Source organism: Thiofaba sp. EF100 (assembly GCF_039822285.1).
Classification (GTDB): Bacteria; Pseudomonadota; Gammaproteobacteria; order Halothiobacillales; family Halothiobacillaceae; genus Thiofaba.
The window spans coordinates 123,447-139,111 of the sequence record NZ_JBAJEY010000005.1 but is presented as its reverse complement, the minus strand read 5'-3'; the positions used below and the strand labels follow the sequence as shown (position 1 = coordinate 139,111).

Below are 15,665 nucleotides of genomic sequence, written 5' to 3'. Positions count from 1 at the left end.
CCGTGTCCTTCATCATCCAACAGATCGACCATCATCTTCAGGCCGTGAGCGCGCTGCGCGGGCTTGCGCCGAGCATGGACGCCATCGGCCAGCGGTTGCTTGCCGCCTTGCGCTCAGGCGGCAAGATCCTGCTCTGCGGCAACGGTGGCAGCGCGGCGGATGCGCAACACATCGCGGCGGAGCTGGTGGGGCGCTTTGCCCATGCCCGCCGCGGCCTGCCGGCCATCGCGCTGACCACCGACACCTCGGCGCTCACCTCGATCGGCAACGACTTTGGTTTCGAGCAGGTCTTTGCCCGCCAGGTGGAGGCGCTGGCGCGCGAGGGGGACATGCTGATCGGCATCTCCACCTCGGGCAACAGCCGCAACGTGATTGAGGCGGTGAGGGTGGCGCGCGAACTGGGGGTGACCACCATCGGCCTGCTCGGCGGCAGCGGTGGGGCGCTCAAGGATCTGGTCGATCACGCTCTGATCGTGCCCTCTGATGACACCCCGCGGATTCAGGAGTGCCACATCCTGATTGGCCACATCTGGTGCGCGATGATCGACGAGGCCTTCCGGGAGGATCGGGCATGAACCACGGCATCAAGCTGGTCATCCTCGACCGCGACGGGGTGATCAACGAGGACTCGGATGCATTCATCAAATCTCCCGAGGAGTGGGTGCCGCTGCCTGGCAGCATCGAGGCCATCGCGCGCCTCAAGCAGGCGGGCTGGACGGTCGGTATAGCCACCAATCAGTCCGGCATCGCCCGCGGTCTGTTCGATGAGGTCACCCTGCAGGCCATGCACGACAAGCTGGCCGCCCTGCTGGCGGAGCAGGGTGTGGCGGTCGATTACATCACCTTCTGCCCGCACGGACCGGGGTCGAGCTGCCGCTGCCGCAAGCCCTTGCCCGGCATGTATGAGGAAATCGCGGAGCATTTTGGCTGCAGCCTCTTCGGGGTGCCAGTGATTGGCGACAGCCTGCGCGACCTGGAGGCTGCCGTCGCGGCGGGGGCGCGGCCGATGTTGGTGCGCACTGGCAAGGGCGAGCGCACCCTGGCCAAGGGGGGCTTGCCTGCGGATACGCCGGTGTTCGATGACCTGGCGCAGGCGGTGGAGGCCCTGCTGGCGCAGGCGGCTGGGTGAATCGGCCCGGGGGCGGGCCTCCTACGCCCCCCCTTGTAGGAGCGCCGCCCTCGGCGCGACAGGGCGAGGGGCCTGCAGCCCGCGGGGAGCTCTCCAAGCCTTGGGCCGCTCTGCCGAGAGGGTGCGTTTGAAAGATCGGCCCGGGGCGGGCCTCCTACACAACGCGCGGGATGTGCTGCATCACCCGCGCCCGCAGCTGCCCGCAGCCGCCGTCCACGCTCTGCCCGGCGGAGTGACGCACGGTGACGTAGATGCCGCGCGCATGCAGGGCATGGGCCATGGTGGTGAGGCGCTCGGGACTGGGGCGCTGGTAGGGCAGGCCCTCCGTGGTGTTGTAGGGGATCAGGTTGATCAGGGCGCGCTTGCCCTTGAGCAGGCGGACGATGCCCTCGATTTCTTCTTCACCGTCGTTGATGCCGGCCAGCACCGTCCATTGATACAGGATGGGATGGCCGACGGCCTGGGCATAGGTCTCGCCCATCGCCACCAGCGCCTCGGGGGCGAGGCGTGGCGCCTTGGGCAGGAGCCTCGCGCGCAGCTCGGGGCGGGTGCTGTGCAGGGAGAGCGCCAGCGCCGGCTTGACCACTCCCTGCGGCAGGCGTGCGAACACGCGCTCATCGCCCACGGTGGAGAACACCAGGTTCTTGTGGCCGATGCCGCCGTGGGTGCCGAGCAGCTCGATGGCCTCGAGCACGTTGTCGAGGTTGTGCGCGGGTTCCCCCATGCCCATGAACACCACCTTTCTCACCGGCCTGATGCGCCGCGCCAGCGCCACCTGGGCGACGATCTCGGCACTGCCCAGCTGGCGCAGCAGCCCCTCGCGCCCGGTCATGCAGAAGGTGCAGCCGACCGCGCAGCCGACCTGGGTGGAGACGCAGAGCCCCTCGCGCGGCAGGAGCACGGTTTCCACCGTCTGCCCATCCGCAAGCTGAACCAGCAGCCGCTCGGCGCCATCCTCGGCGGGGTGGCGGGAGACCAGGCGTGCCAGGCCGTCGAGTTCGACCCAGAGGGCAGGCAGGGCCTGGCGTAGGGCGAGGGGCAGGAAGTCCTCGGCCTTGCTGTGGCGCCGATCCAACGGGCGCTGCTGGGCCCAGGACTGCAGGACGCGCTGCTGGTGGCCGGGGCGGGCGCCGAGCTCACGCAGGCGTTGGTGGAGGTGGGCGATGCGCATGGGGGTCATGGGGGCGCGGTCTGGCTCGTTGGTCGTGCAAGAGCTGAAGGGGGGGCGCCGCGGCACGCGGCTCCCACGGCATGGGCATGTCTTTCGTGGGAGGGTTGGGGGCGCTTCCAGGTGCACTGGGTTTCACCCTCTCCCCCGGCCCCTCCCCCTCGAGGGGGAGGGGAGCAGGTGGTGGGAGCGGCGTATCGCCGCGATACCCCGCGGTCCGCTCGTTTCCCCCTCTCCCTAGCCCTCCCCCCGAGGGGGGAGGGATGGTGCCGCATCTTGATGGCTCTGCTGCGTATCCCCGTCCTTGGCGGCCTTGCGCAGCACATGGCGGATGCCGAAGAAAAAGGCGACGTGCAACAGGATCGTCACCACGATGACGACGATCCAGAGCGGGTGGTCGAGCAGAAGTTGCATGCGTGGCCTCGTGGGCATCGGCCCGGGGAGGGCCTCCTACCAGTAGGGTGTAGGAGCGGCGCCCTCGCCGCGAACAAGGGTCAGTCCACCAGCTCGTACACCGTGCCGCAGTAGATGCAGATGGCGCGGCCGCCGTTTTCCTCGACCGGGATGTACACCCGCGGGTGGGAGTTCCACAGGCTCTCGCCCTCGCGCGGGCAGTGCACCGGCAAATCCTTGCGGGTGACCTTCACCGCCTTGGCGGTGTTCGGGGTCTTGAAGTCCTGCGGGTGGGATGCGGTGTCCGGGTTCATGCCTACACTCCCAAAAGGATCAGGCCACAGGGGTCAGCCAGCCCAGGTGCTTGGGATGGCGGCCATGCACGACGTCGAAGTAGAGGGCCTGCAGGCGCTCGGTGATCGGGCCGCGGGAGCCGCTGCCGATCGGGCGGTTGTCCACCTCGCGGATCGGGGTCACCTCGGCCGCGGTGCCGGTGAAGAAGGCCTCGTCGGCGACATAGACCTCATCGCGGGTGATGCGCTTTTCCACCACCTTCAGGCCCAGTTCGTCGGCCAGTTGCAGGATGGTCTTGCGGGTGATGCCGTCCAGCGCGGAGGTCAGATCAGGGGTGTAGAGCACGCCGTCGCGGACGATGAAGATGTTCTCGCCCGAGCCCTCGGCCACGTAGCCCTCGGCGTCCAGCAGCATGGCCTCGTCATAGCCGTCCTGCAGCGCCTCGCGCAGGGCCAGCATGGAGTTCATGTAGTTGCCGTTGGCCTTGGCCTTGCACATGGTGATGTTGACGTGGTGGCGGGTGAAGGAGGAGGTCTTCACCCGGATGCCGCGCTCCATGCCCTCGGCGCCGAGGTAGCTGCCCCAGGTCCAGGCGGCGACGATGCAGTGCACCTTGAGGTTGTCGGCGCGCAGGCCCATGCCTTCCGGGCCGTAGAAGCACATGGGGCGGATGTAGGCGGATTCGAGCTTGTTCTCCCGAACCACCGCGCGCTGGGCCTCGTTGAGCTCGGAGGCACTCCAGGGCACGTCCATGCGCAGGATCTTGGCGGAGTTGAGCAGGCGCTTGGTATGCTCCTGCAGGCGGAAGATGGCGGTGCCCTTGTCGGTCTTGTAGGCGCGCACGCCCTCGAACACGCCCATGCCGTAGTGCAGGGTGTGAGTGAGGACATGGGTCTTGGCTTCACGCCAGTCGACCAGCTGGCCGTCGTACCAGATCAGGCCGTCACGGTCGGCCATGGTGGGCATTGCCATCGAAAAACTCCTGAAGAATGCGCTGCGAGAAGATCGCAGGATTATGGCACGGATGGGGGGAGGGCTGAAGGTGGGCTGCCGTGGGCAGCCTCCCGGACCGATACCCTGGCGCCTGGTCGCGACGAGGGCGTCGCTCCTACGGGCTATCTGGTAGGAGGCCCGCCCGCGGGCCGATCGTCCCCGGTGTGCAATTGCGACGCGGTGCGGTGGGTGGTCAGGCCAGCATCCGCCTCGCCCACACCTCGCGCACATAGGCGCGCTCCTCGGCAAACTCGCTGGCGTCCACAAGGGTCTTGCGCCCTTCCAGCACCAGGCGGTGGCCGCGGTCGCGCAGGCGGCGGTAGATCTCGGCAAGGCTTGTGCTCTCCTCTGCGGTGAGGAGGCCGGCGGCGGCCAGGTCCTCGAGCTGGCGGATGTTGTCGCTGAAGCGCACGATCTGCGGGTGCGCATGGGCATGGGCCAGCAGGTGGTACTGGACGATGAATTCGATGTCGGTCAGCCCGCCCGGGCCGGTCTTGAGATGGAATTTCGCCGGGTCTTTCTGGTCGAGCTCGGCGCGCATCTTCTCGCGCATCTCCACCACCTCGCGGCGGAGCTTCTCGGTGTCGCGCGGCAGGCGAAGGATGGCCTCGCGCACCGCCTCGAAGGCGCCCTTGAGGCGCGCCTCGCCCGCCACCCAGCGCGCACGGCACAGCGCCTGGTGCTCCCAGGTCCAGGCATGCTCGCGCTGGTAGTCTTCGAAGGCGGTGAGGCTGGAGACCAAAAGCCCTGCGGCACCGTCGGGCCTTAGGCGGGTGTCCACCTCATAGAGGAGGCCCCCCGGCGTCTGGGTGGTCAGGCGCAGGATCATCTTCTGGGTGAGGCGGGCGAAGAACTGGGCGTTGTCCAGCGGCCGCTCGCCGTCGGTTTCCTGCTGCTCGCCCATGGAGTCGTGCAGGAACACGAGGTCGAGGTCGGAGCCGTAGCCGAGCTCGATCCCGCCGAGCTTGCCGTAGCCGATCACGGCCAATCCCGGCGTGTGGGTGAGGCCGTCGAGCTGGCAGCGTGGGGTGCCGTGGCGGGCGACGAACTCGGCCTTGGCCTCGCGGTGGACTTCGTCGAGCAGGGCCTCGGCGATCCAGGTGAGATGGTCGCTGACCTTCATCACCGGCAGCACGTCCATGATGTCCGCCGCGGCCACGCGCAGGACGTTGATCTGCTTGAAGCGGCGCAGCTCGTCCATCTGCCGTTCCATGTCGCCCTCGGGCACGTTGGCGAGCATGGCGGAAAGCTCCTCGCGCAACTCCGCCGGTCCCGGCGGGGCGTACAGGCTGCGCGCATCCAGGAGCTCATCGAGCAGGATGGGGTGGCGGGTGAGCTGCTCGGCGATCCAGGGACTGGCGGCGGTGAGGCGGACCAGCTGGTCGAGCGCGGGTGGGTTTTCCAGCAGCAGGGCGAGGTAGACGCTGCGCCCGCCGATGCGGGTCAGGAGTTCGAAGACCCGCGGCAGGATCTCGACCGCGCGCGGTTCGTTGGCCAGGCGTGCGAGCAGCCGCGGCAGGAGCCCAAACAGGCGCTCGCGCGCGGTGTCGCTGAGGGTGCGCAGGAGACGCTCGCTCAGGAAGGTGTGCAAGAGCTCGTTCACACGCGGGGCGTCGGCCGTGGCGAACCCCTCGGCGCACAAGGCCGCCGTGGCCGCCTCGCCGGTCACGAGGCCACTGCACACCTCGGCCAGCAGGTTGCGCTCCTCGCCCTGGTCGGCCTCCAGCACGCGGAACACGCGGCGGAAGATGCGGTGCACCTGGGCGCGGACGTGGTTGAAGGCGGCGATGAACTCATCCCAGCTCGCATAGCCCATGGCGAAGGCCAGGCGCAGGCGTTCGTGCGCTTCTTCGGGCAGGAGCTGGGTCTGCTGGTCACGCGCGGCCTGCAGGCGGTTCTCCACCCGGCGCAGCACGTCGTAGCCGTGGATGAGCTGCTCGACCTCCTCCGCGCTCAGGATCTCATCTTCACCCAGCACGCGCAGGATGGGCAGGATACCGCGCTGCTGCAGCGGCTTTTCCCGTCCGCCGCGCAAAAGCTGGAACACCTGGCCGATGAACTCCACCTCGCGGATGCCGCCGGGACCGAGCTTGACGTTGTCCACCATGCCCTTCTTCGCCATCTCGCGCTCGATCATCGCCTTCATCTCGCGCAGCTGGCCGAAGGCGCCGTAGTCGAGGTAGCGGCGGTAGACGAAGGGGTGGAGCTGGCGCATCAGCCGCTCGCCGGCCGCAAGATCGCCCGCGATGGGACGGGCCTTGATCATGGCGTAGCGTTCCCACTCCCGCCCGTGCAGGGTGTAGTAGGTTTCCATCTGGTCGAAGGTCATGACCAGCGGGCCCTCATCGCCCCAGGGGCGCAGACGCATGTCCACGCGGAACACGAAGCCATCCTCGGTGAGCTGGTTGATGGCGCGGATCAGGCGCTGGCCCAGGCGGGTGAAGTATTCGCTGTTCTCCAAAGGCTTCGGGCCGTCGGTCTCGCCGTCTTCCTCGAAGGCGAAGATCAGGTCGATGTCGGAGGAGAAGTTGAGCTCATGCCCGCCAAGCTTGCCCATGCCGAGCACGACGAGGCCGAACGCCTGCCCCTGTGCATCGCGCGGGGTGCCGTGGCGGCGCGAAAGCTCCGCATCCCACCAGTCGAGCGCGCCCGCAACGCAGGTCTCGGCCAGCCAGGTCAGCTCGCGCAGGGTCTCGCTCGTTTCCGCCCAGCCGGCCAGGTCGCGCCAGGCGATGCGCACCATCTCGCGGCGGCGGAACCGGCGCAGGACACGCAACAGATCCGTCTCGTCCCCGACCTCTTCCAGTCCGGCGCGCAGCCGTTCCGGGAGGGCCGTGTCGGCATAGGGGGCGAACAGATCGCCTTGCTCGAGCAGGTCCTGCAACAGCCCTGGCTGGCGGGCGAGGGACTCGGCCACGAACGGGCTCGCGGCCAGCACGCGCGGGAGGGCCTCGGCGGCCTGCGCGTGGGCCTCGAGGGCGCTGCGGTCGTCCTCGTGCAGGTGTTCGAGGGCACGCTGAACTTCTTCGCGCAGGGCGGGGGGTAGGGGGGGCATGAAACTCCTCCAGAGGCGGGTGATGATTTCAGGCTACTCCGCTTGGGGGTGGGCTCCAAGGGGGCTTGGCTGGGTCAGCGCATGAGCCCGAATCCTCGCGTCGTGGGTTTCACCCTCTCCCCCCTCCCCCTCAAGGGGGAGGGGAGAATGGGGGGCATCCAGCCTGTGGGAGCCGCGTGCCGCGGCGATATCCGGGTGATGGGCATCAGGCGGGGTTAAGCCGCTCCACCCGCCAGGGCGCATCCGGGGTCTGGGCGAGGTGGTCGTGCAGCCAGGCGGTGGCCTCACCCAGGGCCTCCTCGAGCTTCCACGGCGTGTTGACGATCACCATGCCGCTGCCGTTGAGCCTGGTGCCCGTGAGCGGCGGGTGGATGCACAGCTCGCTCACCCAAAGCTCGGGCAGGCCGGCGGCGCGCAGCTTGCGCAAAAAACGATCGAGCGGCGGACGGTCCTTGATCGGGTACCAGGCCGCCAGCACGCCCTGCGGCCAGCGCTGATGGGCGGCGATCAGCGCCTCCGCCATCCGCGTCAGTTCGTTGGCCGCCTCGAACGGCGGGTCGATCAGCACCAGCCCGCGCTTGGCCTCGCGCGGGGGCAGCAGGGCCTTGAGCGCCTCCCAGCCGTCGCGCGGGTGGATGGCGATGCCCTTGCGCCCCTTCAGCGCCTCACGCAGGGCGGTGTGGGTGGAAGGTTCGAGTTCGCACAGCACCAGCCGATCCTGCGGCCGGAGGGTGGCGGCTGCCAGCGCGGGCGAGCCGGGGTAGAGGCGCAGCCTGCCATCGGGGTTGAGCGTGCGCACCTGTTGCAGGTAGGCGCGCACCACGGCGGGCGCCTTGGTTTCGGCGAAGATGCGACCGATGCCCTCGCCCCACTCGCCGGTACGACGGGCCTCGCCGCCCCAAAGGTCATACATCCCGGCCCCGGCGTGGGTCTCGAGCAACACGCAAGGGGTGTCCTTACGCTGCAGGGCCTCGATCAGGGCCAGCAGGGTGACGTGTTTGTGGACATCGGCGAAATTGCCGGCATGGAAGGCGTGACGGTAGTTCATGCCGCTATGCTAAAGGAAAGTTACAAAAGGATGTCGTCGATGACTTCAAGAAGGGAGCTGGTCGCCCTGCTGGTCCTGGTGCTCGGGGTGATGGCCTGGTCCTGGGTCGAGCCCGCGGATCGCCTGACCTGGTGGCTTGAGGCGCTGCCGGTCGTGATCGGCCTGCCGCTGATGCTCTTCACCGTGCGCGCCTTCCCGCTCAGCCCGTTGCTCAACCGCATCATCGCCCTGCACATGGTCTTTCTCCTGGTCGGTGCGCATTACACCTACGCGCTGACTCCGCTGGGGTTGTGGCTGCAGGATGTTTTCGATCTTTCCCGCAATCCCTACGACCGCCTCGGTCACGTGCTCCAAGGGATCACCCCGGCCCTGCTGGCACGTGAGTTGTTCATTCGTCTGCAGGTGGTGAAGGAGAACGGCTGGTCGTTCTTCCTCGCCGCGAGCGTGGCACTCGCCTTCAGCGCCTTCTATGAATTAATGGAGTGGTCCGCGGCGATGGCCTACGGTGCGGAGGCTGAACACTTCCTCGCCATGCAGGGGGATATCTGGGATACGCAGTGGGATATGCTGCTGGCGCTGCTCGGGGCCGTGCTGGCCCAAGTGGTGTTCGGCGGCATCCACCGGCGTCAGATTCGTGAATTTGAAAGGGGGCCTCATGAATAAGTTGGCCGAAACATCCGTGCCTGTCCTTCCGGAAATCGCCGCGCGCTGGAGCCCTCGCGCCTTCGATCCGCTGCGCCCGGTGGAGCCCGAGAAGCTGGCTGCCCTGTTCGAAGCGGCGCGCTGGGCGCCCTCCTGCTGGGGGGACGAGCCCTGGCGCTACATCGTCTGCGACCGGGGGCGGGACGAGGTGGCCTGGCAGCGGGCGTTCGGCGTGCTGGATCCGGGCAACCAGGCCTGGTGCAAGGACGTGCCGGTGCTGCTGGTCGCCCTCGCCGATACCCTGTTCACCCGCAACGACAAGCCCAACCGCTGGGGCGCCTACGACACGGGGGCGGCGAGCGAGAACCTGTGCCTCGAAGCGGTGCACCAGGGGCTCATCGCCCACCAGATGGGCGGCTTCGACGTGCAGGCCGTGCATGCCACCTTCAACGTGCCGGAGCGCTATCAGCCGATGGCCATGATCGCCGTCGGCTACCCGGGGCGGGCGGAGCAGCTGGAGGGCCGCCGTTACGAGGATGAGGTCGCCCCACGCAGCCGCCGCCCATTGGGCGACGCCTTCTTCGCCGGCTGCTTCGGCCAGTCCTGGACGGTGCGCTAAAGGATGGAGCCGCTCCTCGCCTTCATCAGCGCCACGCTGGGCCTGGCCCTCGATGCCGCGCCGTGGCTGCTGCTGGGCCTGTTGCTTGCCGGTCTGCTCAAGGCTTTCCTGTCCGAGGCGTGGATGGTGCGCTGGGTTGGTGGCGAGAGCCTCGGGGCCGGGGTGCGGGCGGCGCTGGTGGTGCTTGTGCTCCTGGCACTGGCGGGGCTTGCGCGCAGGAGGCGGGGATGATCCGGGTGGCGCTGGTGGCGGATACCCACGGCACGCTCGATGAGCGCATTGCCGAGATCGTGGCCGGCTGCGATCTGGTCGTGCATGCGGGAGATATCGGTACGCCGCGTGTGCTGGCCGCGCTGCAGCCCAAGAGTGGGCGGGTGATTGCGGTGCGCGGTAACAACGACACCCCCTTGCAGTGGCCGCGCGGCTCGGAGGGCTGGTTGCGTGAGCTGCCGGAGCAGGTTGAGATCGACCTGCCCGGCGGCATCCTCGTGGTCGAGCATGGCCATCGCGTCCTGCCTGCCGCCCAGCGCCATGCGCGTCTGCGCGAGCGCCATCCTTATGCCCGGGCCGTGGTCTATGGCCACACTCATCGGCTGGTTATCGACCAGGAGGCACAGCCTTGGGTGCTCAACCCCGGTGCAGCAGGGCGCATCCGCACCTACGGCGCCCCCTCCTGTCTGGTGCTGAACGCCGGGGCGGATCAGTGGAGCGTGGACATCCACGCCTTTCGCGGCTAATTTCCGAGTCTCTCACCGAGACATCTTGCGGAAAGCATGGCACGCATCCTTGGCACCGGCATCGCCACCCTCGACATCATCAACACGGTGGATGGCTATCCCGCCGAGGACAGCGAGGTGCGCGCCCTGGAACAGGCCGTGCGTCTGGGTGGGAATACCGCCAACACCCTTGGCATCCTTGCCCAGGCCGGGCATCAGTGCCACCTTGCCGGGGTGCTGGCGGGCGACATGGGGGGGCAGCGCATCACGGCGGAGCTTACGGCGCGCGGCATCGGCCTGGAGCATGCCCGGCGGATGGCGGGCGGTGCCGCGCCCACCTCGTACATCGCCCTCAACCGGCGCAACGGCTCGCGCACCATCATCCACCACCGTGACCTGCCTGAGTTTGGCATGGACGACTTCATGGAGATTCCCGTGGAGACGTTCGACTGGCTGCACTTCGAGGCGCGTAACTGTGACGAACTCGCGGCCATGCTCGCCTATGCGCGCAGCATGGTGCGTGATCAGCCGATCTCGCTCGAGGTGGAGAAGGAGCGCGAGGGGCTGGAGCAGTTGTGGGCCTACCCCGACATCATCATCTTCTCGCGCGCCTTCGCCCGCGGCCGCGGCTTCGAGCAGCCGCAAGAGTTCCTGGCCGAGGCGCGTGCCTGGGCGCCGCGTGCCATCCTGATCCTGCCCTGGGGCGACCAGGGGGCCTGGGCGATGCAGGGCGATGCGGTGCTGCACAGCCCGGCCTTCCCGCCGCCTGATGTGGTCGATACCCTTGGCGCGGGCGATACCTTCAACGCGGGGCTGATCCACGCCATGCTTTCCGGCCGCGCCCTCGGGCAGGCCGTGGAGGACGCCTGCCGCCTGGCTGGGCGCAAGGTGGGGCAGGTGGGGCTCGACGGCCTGTTCGAGCCGGCAGCCATGGCTGCGGGCGAGCGCCTCTGCCCCCTCGCCAGCCTGCCTGATCCGGGCAGTCGCGGTTTCGAGGTCGAGATCGACGGCGCCATGCGCCCGATCTTCATCGTCCGCCAAGGCAGCGCGGTGAAGGGCTACCTCAACAGCTGCCCGCACATTGGCGCGGAACTCAACTGGCAGCCGGATGCGTTCCTCGACGCCGATCAGCGCTACATCCTGTGCGCGGTGCATGGCGCGCTGTTCGAGATCGAGGACGGCCGCTGCATCGCCGGCCCCTGCCGGGGCGAGGCCCTGACGCCGGTCGAGGTGACGGTGGCGCAGGGGCAAGTCGTCCTCGCTCGGCCTGGCGGGGCGCGCCCATGAGCGGTCAGAACAGGAGCGATACCGTAGCGGGCGGCGTGGCCTCGTGGGGTGACAGCCGGAGGGCCGAAACCATGGATGGATTCAGCAACAAGGCTGTGGGGGCCTGGTGCTGGGACCTCGGCCAGGAAGTGGTGGACTGCACCCAGGGCATGTATGACATCTATGGCCTGGATCCGGCGCGGCCGCAGCTGCTCGCGCGCGACTGGCATGCCATGGTCCTGGCCGAGGACCAGCCGGCCTATTTCCATGCCGTCGACGAGGCCCTGCGCTTGCAGAGCCCCCTATGCATCAGCTATCGCATCCGTCGCCCTGATGGCGCCGTGCGCCTGCTGCTCGACCAAGGGCAGGTGGTGGCGGGGGAGGACGGCCGGCCGCTGCGCATGTTCGGCAGCACGCAGGACATCACCGAGCAGGCGGCCGCCGAGCGCGAGCTGGCGAAGACCTTGAGCCACCTGCGCACCGTGATGAACGCCACGCCGGACATCATCTGCCTGAAGGATGCCGAAGGGCGCTGGCTGGAGGCCAACGCGTCGGATCTCCGTCTGTTCGGCCTGGAGAAGGTCGATTACCGCGGCAAGACGGATGCGGAGCTTGCGGACTATGCCCTGCCGCAATACCGCGAGGCCTTCCTGAACTGCATGGAGACCGACGAGAAGGCGTGGCGCGCCGGCGTGCCCAGCCGTGGCCGCGAGGACATCCCCGATCGCCATGGCACGATCCACCATTTCGACGTGCTGAAGGTCCCCCTGTTCGACGAGCAGGGACGGCGCTCGGCCCTCGTCGTGTACGGGCGCGACAACTCCATCCTCGAGCAGGCGATCGCCTCGCTTGGCGAGAGTGAGCGCCTGCTGCGCAGCCTGATGGAGGCCTCGCCGGACTTCATGCTGATCAAGGACGGCGAGGGGCGTTGGCGGGAGATGAACCCGGCCGGCGAGCGGCTCTATGGCCTGGCGGGCAAGCCGTGGCGGGGGCTGACCGACGAGGGAGTGGCGGAACTGGCCTTCTCCGTCTGCCGTGAGGGGCTGCGGGGATGCACGGCCTCCGACGAGATGGCGTGGGCGGCGGGAGGTGCGACGCGCGGGATCGAGCTGTTGCCGCAGCCGGACGACGGCCTGCGCGTGTTCGACGTGATCAAGGTGCCTCTGTTCGATGCGCGAGGCCGGCGCGAGAACCTCGTGATCCTGGGGCGCGACATCACCGAACGCGCCCAGGCCGAGGCTAGGCTCGAACATGCGGCCATGCACGACGCCCTGACCGGCCTTGCCAACCGCAGCCACTTCGTCGACCGGCTCAACCATGCCCTGAGCGTGCTGCCCGAGCAGCAGAGCCTTGCGGTGATCTTCCTTGATCTTGACCACTTCAAGGCGATCAACGACACCTACGGCCACCATGTGGGGGATGCGCTCCTGCAGCAGGTGGCCTCGCGCTTCCGCTCCGCCCTGCGCGAGGGCGACCTGCTGGCGCGCCTCGGCGGGGATGAGTTCGTCGTGCTGCTCGAGGGGCTGGGCGAGCGGGCCGAGGCCGAGGAGATCGCGCGGCGCCTGATCCGCGGGTTGGGGGCCCCGTTTCAGGTGGATGCGCTCAGCCTGTTCGTGACGGGCAGCGCTGGCATCAGCTTTGCCCCGCGGGATGCGGGCAATGCCACCACGCTGATGATGTATGCCGACAGCGCCATGTACCGCGCCAAGGAACTCGGGCGCAACACCTACGCCTTCTACGAGGGGGGGCTGAACGACGCGGCGAGCGAACGCCTGATGATGCTGGGGGACCTGCGCTCCGCCCTGGAGAAGGGGGGGCTCAGGCTGAACTACCAGCCCCAGCTGGACGCGGCCGGTCTGAAGGTGGAGAGCGTCGAAGCCCTTGCACGCTGGCATCACCCGCAGCGCGGCCCCATCCCCCCGGACCGTTTCGTCGCCATGGCGGAGGACGGCGGACTGATCCTGCAGTTGGGCGCGTGGGTGCTACGCACCGCGTGTGAGCAGGCGGTGCATTGGCAGGAGCGCCTGGGTATCCGGGTGCGCATGGCGGTCAATGTCTCTCCCCTGCAGCTCCAGCATCCCGATTTCCTGGCGCAGGTGATCGCGACCCTGGACGAGACGGGATTGGCGCCCGACCTGCTCGAGATCGAGATTACCGAATCGGCCCTGCTGCGTGACCCGGAGCGCGCCCTGCAGACCCTGATCGAACTGAAGGCCCTGGGCGTGCGCGTCGCCCTCGATGACTTCGGCACGGGCTATTCGTCACTCGGCTACCTCAAGCGCTTCCCCTTCGACCTGATCAAGATCGACCGCAGCTTCGTGCGCGACATCCTCGCCGATCCCGGGGATCTGGCCATCGTGCGCGCCATCATCGCGATGGGACACAGCCTGGGGTTGCTCGTGGTGGCCGAGGGGGTGGAGACGAACGAGCAGCGGCTCTATCTCGAATCGCTCGGCTGCGACCTGTTGCAGGGGTATCTGATCGGCCGGCCGGCGCCCGCGTCGGAGGTGGAGCGGCTGTTCGATCAGTGCCTTCTCTGACCCGCCCCGGCTGAGGCCCGGCTCACCGTCACCAACCCTTCATCTGCGCATCGCATCCTTGGACGCACCTGTTGCTGCCCAAGGGTGTGCACGATGCGCATCGCGCTGGTCACCGAAACCTATGCCCCCGAACTGAACGGTGTCGCCCGCACGCTCGTGGCCATGGTGCGCGAGCTGCGTGGGCTGGGCCATCGCGTGGACCTTGTGCGTCCCGAGCCCAGGGGGCCATCCTCGCCGCTTGAGGAGGGAGAGTTGCGCGTCCGCGGCGTGCCGGTGCCCGGCTATTCCGCCATGCAGTTCGGTCTGCCTGCCGGTCACCGCCTGCGTGCCCGGTGGACCTGCCTGCGCCCGGATGTGGTGCACATCGACACCGAGGGCCCGCTCGGCTACTCCGCGCTGCGCACGGCACGCGCCCTCGGCATCCCTGTCACGTCCAGCCTGCACACCCATTTCCATGTCTATGCCCGCCATTACGGCCTGCCCTGGCTGAGCGGCCCGGTGCTGGCCTACCTGCGCCATTTCCACAACGCCACCGCCTTCACCCTGATCCCGACCGAGGACCAGTGCGAGCAATGTGCGGCGGAGGGCTTCGAACGGCTGCGGGTGCTGGGGCGCGGGGTCGACGCCGAGCTGTTCCACCCCGCCCGGCGCGACCCCGCGCTGCGCGAGCGCTGGGGTGCCGGGCCGGACACCCCGGTGGCGCTGTATGTCGGGCGGCTGGCGGCGGAGAAGAACCTGGACCTGTTCGTGCGCGCCATCCAGGCCATGCGCGAGCGGTGCCCCGAGCTGCGCGCGGTGATGGTAGGGGATGGTCCGCTCGCGGCCAGCCTGCGCCAGTCCCACCCCGACATCCACTTCGCGGGTGCCCAGGTCGGCGAGGCGCTGGCGGCCCATTACGCCAGCGCCGACCTGTTCGTCTTCCCGAGCCTGTCCGAGACCTTCGGCAACGTCCTGCTTGAGGCCATGGCCTCCGGCCTCGCCGTGCTGGCCTTTGATTACGCAGCGGCCCGCCTGCTGATCGACGATGGCCGCTGCGGCCTGGTGGCCCCTGTCGGCGACGAAGAGGCCTTCCTGCACCAGGCCGTCCGCCTCGTTGAGGATGACGGGCTGGCGGCACGTCTGGGGCAGGCCGCGCGTGAGCGCGCCGAACAGCAAAGCTGGGCCGGCATCGTACGCCAGCTCGAGTCCATGTGGCTCGAGGTGCTCGCTGCCGCAACCACTTCACCGAGGAGGGTCGCCTGATGAATAGCCCCCGTCTTGCCCCGCCCACGACGTGGTTTCGGATGGGGTTGCACCGTTATCTCGGCTGGGAGCAGGCCGTCACTCTGGCCGCCAATCGTCTGAGCGGATTTCGGCCAGTCCGCGCCGTGTTCGCCACGGCCAGCCGGTTGGGGGATGGCATCGGCTGGTATGCCATCCTGCTTGGGCTGGCCTGGCACGATGGGTTGGTCGCCTTCCAGCCGGTCGGCTGGATGCTTGGCACCGCCCTCGTGGGGCTGTTGCTGTACGGGGCGATCAAGAAGCTCACCGCCCGTCCGCGCCCCTGCGCGGTGTGCGATGGCATCCGGTTGAGCGTGCATCCCTTGGATAAATACAGTTTCCCATCGGGCCACACCCTGCACGCGGTCAATTTCTCGCTGCAACTCACCGCCTATGCGCCGGAGCTGGCCTGGCTGGTGGTGCCGTTTGCGCTGTTGGTGGCCGCCTCGCGCATGGTGCTTGGGCTGCACTATCTCTCCGACGTGCTGGCCGGGGCGCTGCTTGGCGGGCTCTTGGCCATGCTCGCCCTGTTGGCGCAGTAG

16 protein-coding genes are annotated in these 15,665 nt (G+C 68.5%); 10 read left to right on the top strand and 6 right to left on the bottom strand.

The window, feature by feature from the left end; all coding sequences use genetic code 11:
• Positions 1-2: 2 nt before the first annotated feature.
• Positions 3-575 (top strand): D-sedoheptulose 7-phosphate isomerase, encoded by a 573-nt coding sequence (gene gmhA, locus V6D91_RS09665; protein WP_347319973.1) that lies wholly within the window; start codon positions 3-5, stop codon positions 573-575.
• Positions 572-1,129 carry a D-glycero-beta-D-manno-heptose 1,7-bisphosphate 7-phosphatase gene (gene gmhB / locus V6D91_RS09660; RefSeq protein WP_347319971.1) on the top strand — a complete coding sequence of 186 codons (558 nt, stop codon included), beginning with the start codon at positions 572-574 and terminating at the stop codon, positions 1,127-1,129. The genes gmhA and gmhB overlap by 4 nt, the downstream gene beginning before the upstream one ends.
• Positions 1,130-1,283: 154 nt before the next feature.
• Here gmhB and V6D91_RS09655 read toward each other — a convergent pair whose 3' ends face one another.
• The 6 genes from V6D91_RS09655 to rlmJ form a co-directional block, all read right to left on the bottom strand.
• The gene (locus tag V6D91_RS09655) at positions 1,284-2,309 is read right to left on the bottom strand and encodes an RNA methyltransferase (protein WP_347319969.1); all 1,026 of its coding nucleotides are present in this window, start codon (positions 2,307-2,309) and stop codon (positions 1,284-1,286) included.
• 225 nt (positions 2,310-2,534) lie between these two features.
• On the bottom strand, positions 2,535-2,711 hold the full coding sequence (locus tag V6D91_RS09650; protein WP_347319967.1) for a hypothetical protein: 177 nt from the start codon (positions 2,709-2,711) through the stop codon (positions 2,535-2,537).
• Positions 2,712-2,791: 80 nt separating this feature from the next.
• Positions 2,792-3,004 (bottom strand): zinc-finger domain-containing protein, encoded by a 213-nt coding sequence (locus V6D91_RS09645; RefSeq protein ID WP_347319965.1) that lies wholly within the window; start codon positions 3,002-3,004, stop codon positions 2,792-2,794.
• A 19-nt stretch (positions 3,005-3,023) separates the two neighbouring features.
• Positions 3,024-3,950 carry a branched-chain amino acid transaminase gene (locus V6D91_RS09640; protein ID WP_347320130.1) on the bottom strand — a complete coding sequence of 309 codons (927 nt, stop codon included), beginning with the start codon at positions 3,948-3,950 and terminating at the stop codon, positions 3,024-3,026.
• A 220-nt stretch (positions 3,951-4,170) separates the two neighbouring features.
• Positions 4,171-7,032 (bottom strand): bifunctional [glutamate--ammonia ligase]-adenylyl-L-tyrosine phosphorylase/[glutamate--ammonia-ligase] adenylyltransferase, encoded by a 2,862-nt coding sequence (gene glnE / locus V6D91_RS09635; RefSeq protein ID WP_347319963.1) that lies wholly within the window; start codon positions 7,030-7,032, stop codon positions 4,171-4,173.
• 205 nt (positions 7,033-7,237) lie between these two features.
• A complete protein-coding gene (rlmJ, locus tag V6D91_RS09630) occupies positions 7,238-8,080 on the bottom strand; it encodes a 23S rRNA (adenine(2030)-N(6))-methyltransferase RlmJ (RefSeq protein WP_347319962.1) in 843 nt (280 codons plus the stop codon).
• 39 nt (positions 8,081-8,119) lie between these two features.
• Between rlmJ and V6D91_RS09625 the strand changes: the two genes are divergently transcribed.
• The 8 genes from V6D91_RS09625 to V6D91_RS09590 all read left to right on the top strand — a co-directional run bounded on the left by V6D91_RS09625 (position 8,120) and on the right by V6D91_RS09590 (position 15,665).
• A complete protein-coding gene (locus V6D91_RS09625) occupies positions 8,120-8,743 on the top strand; it encodes a DUF2238 domain-containing protein (protein ID WP_347319960.1) in 624 nt (207 codons plus the stop codon).
• The gene (locus V6D91_RS09620; protein WP_347319958.1) at positions 8,736-9,341 is read left to right on the top strand and encodes a nitroreductase family protein; all 606 of its coding nucleotides are present in this window, start codon (positions 8,736-8,738) and stop codon (positions 9,339-9,341) included. Before V6D91_RS09625 ends, V6D91_RS09620 begins: the two co-directional genes overlap by 8 nt.
• A gap of 3 nt (positions 9,342-9,344) precedes the next feature.
• On the top strand, positions 9,345-9,572 hold the full coding sequence (locus V6D91_RS09615) for a hypothetical protein (RefSeq protein ID WP_347319956.1): 228 nt from the start codon (positions 9,345-9,347) through the stop codon (positions 9,570-9,572).
• Positions 9,569-10,078, top strand: coding sequence for a metallophosphoesterase family protein (locus V6D91_RS09610; RefSeq protein ID WP_347319954.1), 510 nt, complete (start codon positions 9,569-9,571; stop codon positions 10,076-10,078). Before V6D91_RS09615 ends, V6D91_RS09610 begins: the two co-directional genes overlap by 4 nt.
• 36 nt (positions 10,079-10,114) lie before the next feature.
• Positions 10,115-11,344, top strand: coding sequence for a PfkB family carbohydrate kinase (locus V6D91_RS09605; protein ID WP_347319952.1), 1,230 nt, complete (start codon positions 10,115-10,117; stop codon positions 11,342-11,344).
• Complete coding sequence (locus tag V6D91_RS09600; protein ID WP_347319951.1) at positions 11,341-13,863, top strand: EAL domain-containing protein; 2,523 nt, start codon at positions 11,341-11,343, stop codon at positions 13,861-13,863. The genes V6D91_RS09605 and V6D91_RS09600 overlap by 4 nt, the downstream gene beginning before the upstream one ends.
• A gap of 93 nt (positions 13,864-13,956) precedes the next feature.
• Positions 13,957-15,105 (top strand): glycosyltransferase family 1 protein, encoded by a 1,149-nt coding sequence (locus V6D91_RS09595; protein ID WP_347319950.1) that lies wholly within the window; start codon positions 13,957-13,959, stop codon positions 15,103-15,105.
• Positions 15,105-15,665: a phosphatase PAP2 family protein gene (locus V6D91_RS09590; protein WP_347319948.1), complete on the top strand. Its 561-nt coding sequence runs from the start codon at positions 15,105-15,107 to the stop codon at positions 15,663-15,665. Before V6D91_RS09595 ends, V6D91_RS09590 begins: the two co-directional genes overlap by 1 nt.

Coding starts and splice junctions, on each gene's coding strand:
- gmhB (WP_347319971.1), top strand. CDS start 572: ATGAACCACGGCATCAAGCTGGTCATCCTCGACCGCGACGGGGTGATC.
- V6D91_RS09655 (WP_347319969.1), bottom strand. CDS start 2,309: ATGACCCCCATGCGCATCGCCCACCTCCACCAACGCCTGCGTGAGCTC.
- V6D91_RS09650 (WP_347319967.1), bottom strand. CDS start 2,711: ATGCAACTTCTGCTCGACCACCCGCTCTGGATCGTCGTCATCGTGGTG.
- V6D91_RS09645 (WP_347319965.1), bottom strand. CDS start 3,004: ATGAACCCGGACACCGCATCCCACCCGCAGGACTTCAAGACCCCGAAC.
- V6D91_RS09640 (WP_347320130.1), bottom strand. CDS start 3,950: ATGCCCACCATGGCCGACCGTGACGGCCTGATCTGGTACGACGGCCAG.
- glnE (WP_347319963.1), bottom strand. CDS start 7,032: ATGCCCCCCCTACCCCCCGCCCTGCGCGAAGAAGTTCAGCGTGCCCTC.
- rlmJ (WP_347319962.1), bottom strand. CDS start 8,080: ATGAACTACCGTCACGCCTTCCATGCCGGCAATTTCGCCGATGTCCAC.
- V6D91_RS09625 (WP_347319960.1), top strand. CDS start 8,120: ATGACTTCAAGAAGGGAGCTGGTCGCCCTGCTGGTCCTGGTGCTCGGG.
- V6D91_RS09620 (WP_347319958.1), top strand. CDS start 8,736: ATGAATAAGTTGGCCGAAACATCCGTGCCTGTCCTTCCGGAAATCGCC.
- V6D91_RS09615 (WP_347319956.1), top strand. CDS start 9,345: ATGGAGCCGCTCCTCGCCTTCATCAGCGCCACGCTGGGCCTGGCCCTC.
- V6D91_RS09610 (WP_347319954.1), top strand. CDS start 9,569: ATGATCCGGGTGGCGCTGGTGGCGGATACCCACGGCACGCTCGATGAG.
- V6D91_RS09605 (WP_347319952.1), top strand. CDS start 10,115: ATGGCACGCATCCTTGGCACCGGCATCGCCACCCTCGACATCATCAAC.
- V6D91_RS09600 (WP_347319951.1), top strand. CDS start 11,341: ATGAGCGGTCAGAACAGGAGCGATACCGTAGCGGGCGGCGTGGCCTCG.
- V6D91_RS09595 (WP_347319950.1), top strand. CDS start 13,957: ATGCGCATCGCGCTGGTCACCGAAACCTATGCCCCCGAACTGAACGGT.
- V6D91_RS09590 (WP_347319948.1), top strand. CDS start 15,105: ATGAATAGCCCCCGTCTTGCCCCGCCCACGACGTGGTTTCGGATGGGG.